The organism is Microcoleus sp. S13_C3 (genome assembly GCF_036700905.1).
GTDB lineage: Bacteria > Cyanobacteriota > Cyanobacteriia > Cyanobacteriales > Microcoleaceae > Microcoleus.
On record NZ_JAUBPT010000300.1, the window covers coordinates 1 to 3563 of the forward strand.

3 protein-coding genes are annotated in these 3563 nt (G+C 47.9%); 1 reads left to right on the plus strand and 2 read right to left on the minus strand.

The window, feature by feature from the left end; all coding sequences use genetic code 11:
- Window positions 1-190: 190 nt before the first annotated feature.
- Entirely contained in the window at window positions 191-1009 is an 819-nt protein-coding gene (locus QUA16_RS36030; RefSeq protein ID WP_333109593.1) for a fatty acid desaturase, read from the minus strand.
- 357 nt (window positions 1010-1366) lie between these two features.
- A complete protein-coding gene (locus tag QUA16_RS36035; RefSeq protein WP_333052723.1) occupies window positions 1367-2179 on the minus strand; it encodes an acyl-CoA desaturase in 813 nt (270 codons plus the stop codon).
- 80 nt (window positions 2180-2259) lie between these two features.
- Between QUA16_RS36035 and QUA16_RS36040 the strand changes: the two genes are divergently transcribed.
- On the plus strand, window positions 2260-3498 hold the full coding sequence (locus tag QUA16_RS36040) for a methionine gamma-lyase family protein (RefSeq protein WP_333109592.1): 1239 nt from the start codon (window positions 2260-2262) through the stop codon (window positions 3496-3498).
- The last annotated feature ends 65 nt before the right edge of the window (window positions 3499-3563 follow it).

A 3563-nucleotide genomic window follows, 5' to 3' on the forward strand; every position in this document is an offset into this window, starting at 1 on the left:
TAGTCATTAGTCATTAGTCATTAGTCATTAGTCATTAGTCATTAGTCATTAGTCATTAGTCATTAGTCATTAGTCATGGGTTATTAGTCACCAAAAAACCCGGTTTCTCAAAGAAACCGGGTTTCTGAAGGGGTAAGGTGGCCGGTCCGGCGCAGCCTAAAGAGGTTCTGCGTCTATGACCCAATTGCTGCTATTTTGCTGCTGGTAATTTCACCTTAGTTGCTAAGCCTAGTGCTTCCAAGACTTGAATTGTCATCCAAGTGAAGTCAATTTCCCACTTTTCCATCCCGTGACGAGCGGAGTATTGATAAGCATGGTGGTTGTTGTGCCAGCCTTCGCCGTAAGTCAGGACAGCCACCCACCAACAGTTAGTAGAACTATCGTTTGTTTCGTAGGTGCGGTAGCCAAATTTGTGAGTGGCGCTGTTAACAAACCACGTGCAGTGATACACCAAAACTAAGCGTACAAAAATTACCCACACTACAAACGGCCAGCCTGCTGCTAAGTAAAGCAAGACGCCAAAGACGATTTGCATCGGGAGAAAGTAGTTTTGCAAAAATTGGTAAAATGGATCGCTCGAAATGTCTTTTGTGCAGCGGGAAATTTCAGCGTGAGCTGGACCTTTATATAGCATCCAGCCGATGTGACTCCACCAAAAACCCTTTTGGGCATTGTGAGGGTCTAGCGCATTTTGGTCAGAGTTGGTGTGGTGCAATCGGTGCAGCCCAACCCAATCAATTATTCCTCCTTGACAGGCAAGGGCTCCGCAAAATGCTAGAAAGTATTCTACGAATTTTGGTGTCTGAAAACTGCGGTGGGTGAGCATACGATGCCATCCGAGAGTTATTCCCAAACCGCCGGTTATCCAGTGCATGAATACTGTTAAACCAACTGCTGTCCAATTGAAGTTACTGGGTAGCAGTGCGAACAAAGCGCCTATATGAAGTCCTGCTAAACTAATAACGTGCTTCCAATTGTATTGGAGTTTTTCTTGCGTTGCAATTGTCATTCTCTTTTTGATTTATGATGAGATGCCGAGCTAGATTCACGCATAATAGTTGGGATTGAGCAGTGAACTTTTTTGCTGCACACTTGCCCAAACTAATAAAGAATCAATGATAGATTTGGGATTAGGATTGAAAAAGATTTACGGTTGTATTTTGAAAATAAAAAATTTGGCTGCCAAACAAAATTTTTTGTTCCCAATTATATTATAACTGATTCTGGTTTTGGTTGGGTCGATCGCACCCGAAGACTCGATCAGTGTTCAACCCAACCTCTACCATCGCAAAAAACAGGATGAGGCATTGGTCACGAGCCATTAGTCCAGAACTGATGACCGACAACCCATGACTCATTGCCCATGCTATTTTTCTGCTAATTTCACTTTGGTTGCCAAACCCAGCGATTGCAGCAATTGAATTGTCATCCAGGTGAAGTCGATTTCCCACCATTGGAGACCGTGGCGAGCCGAGTATTGAAAGGCGTGGTGGTTGTTGTGCCAGCCTTCGCCGTAGGTAAGCAGAGCCACCCACCAGCAGTTGGTCGATCGATCGCCCGATTCGTAGGTGCGGTAGCCGAATTTGTGGGTAGCGCTGTTAACCAGCCAAGTGCAGTGGAACACCACCACGATCCGCAGAAACACACCCCAAACCACGAAAGACCAGCCGCCTAATAAATAAAGCAACACACCGAAGACAACTTGGATGGGGATAAAATATGCTTGGAGAAACTTGTATACTGGGTCGTCGCCGATGTCTTTAGTAAAGCGGGGGATTTCCACTCTGATCGGGAGATCCGAGAGCATCCAGCCCATGTGGCTCCACCAGAAGCCTTGATTGGAATCGTGGGGATCTGTTTCGGTGTCGGAATGTATGTGGTGTAACCGGTGCATTCCTACCCAGTCGATCGGGCCACCTTCACAGGAAAGGGTACCGCAAATAACTAGAAAATACTCTAGCCATTTCGGTGTTTGAAAACTGCGGTGGGTGACGAGGCGGTGATATCCGAGAGTAATTCCTAAACCACCTGTTACCCAATGCAGGAAGACTGCTAGCCCGACCGCAGACCAGCTAAAATTACCCGGCAGCAAAGCAAATAAAGCACCGATGTGCAGAAAGGCCATAAAGCCTACGACAGGCCAATCAGGAGAAGTTTTTTTGGAAGTTGCAATCGTCATGAATATATTATGTTTACAAACTAGGGGCCGCATCTACGCCATAATGAACAGCGCGCACGCAAAGGGTGAGCGAGGTATAGATGAATAGCGTTTCACGGCTACAGGAAGCAGAACAGGCACTCTTTCAGATTTTTTCTGGTATTGACACTACAGTCAAGCAAAATCTTCAACGAGTCTTAAAAGCTTTTCGCAGCCACCGGGTTGGAGTCCACCATTTTGCAGGGGTTACGGGTTACGGCCACGACGATTTGGGTCGGGAGACTTTGGACGGGGTGTTTGCCGAAGTGGTAGGGGCCCAGGCCGCGGCTGTCCGGGTACAGTTTGTTTCGGGTACTCACGCGATCGCCTGTGCTCTTTTTGGCATCCTGCGTCCTGGTGACGAAATGTTGGCAGTGGCTGGTTCTCCCTACGATACTTTAGAAGAAGTGATCGGCTTGCGCGGGCAAGGTCAAGGTTCACTGCTTGAGTTTGGCATTAGTTACCGTCAGTTGCCTCTAACTCGCGAAGGAAGTGTGGATTGGCAGGCATTGAGCTCTACTATTTCAGCAAAGACTCGCCTAGTTTTTATCCAGCGCTCTTGCGGTTATTCTTGGCGGTCGAGTTTGTCTATTTCTGAGATTGAAAAAATAGTCGCCATAGTCAAACATCAGAATCCTAGCACAATTTGCTTTGTTGATAATTGTTACGGGGAGTTTGTTGATGATTGCGAACCTACTGCTGTGGGTGCGGATCTGATGGCTGGTTCTTTAATCAAAAATCCGGGGGGTACGATCGTCCCTGCGGGCGGTTACGTGGCCGGCAGGGCTGATTTAGTAGAGGCGGCAACTTGTCGCTTGACGGCACCGGGAATCGGCAGCAGTGGCGGCGCAACTTTTGATTTGAATCGGTTGCTGTTTCAGGGTTTGTTTATGGCTCCCGGTTTTGTGGGGGAGGCGATGAAGGGCAATCATTTGACGGCTTATGTTTTTTATAAGTTGGGTTATCGAGTGAATCCTATGCCTTTGGCTAGAAGACGAGATGTGATTCAGGCGATCGAATTCGGTTCTGCTGATAAGTTAATTGCTTTTTGTCGCGCGGTTCAGCAAAATTCCCCCGTCGGTTCCTATTTAGATCCGGTGCCGGCTCCGATGCACGGGTATGAAAGTCAGTTAGTGATGGCTGGGGGTACTTTTATCGATGGGAGTACGTCGGAGTTTTCGGCTGACGGGCCTCTGCGGGAGCCTTACGTGGCTTTTTGTCAGGGGGGAACTCATTGGACTCATGTATCCATCGCCCTGGAGGATGCGATCGAGGCTGTGGGCCCAGCTAATAAGGAATGAGAATTAAATAACTTCCACTCTTGAAAGTGGGATGGGCGTCCCGCCCGTCCAAAAAGGACGGGCGG

Coding starts and splice junctions, on each gene's coding strand:
- QUA16_RS36030 (WP_333109593.1), bottom strand. CDS start 1,009: ATGACAATTGCAACGCAAGAAAAACTCCAATACAATTGGAAGCACGTT.
- QUA16_RS36035 (WP_333052723.1), bottom strand. CDS start 2,179: ATGACGATTGCAACTTCCAAAAAAACTTCTCCTGATTGGCCTGTCGTA.
- QUA16_RS36040 (WP_333109592.1), top strand. CDS start 2,260: ATGAATAGCGTTTCACGGCTACAGGAAGCAGAACAGGCACTCTTTCAG.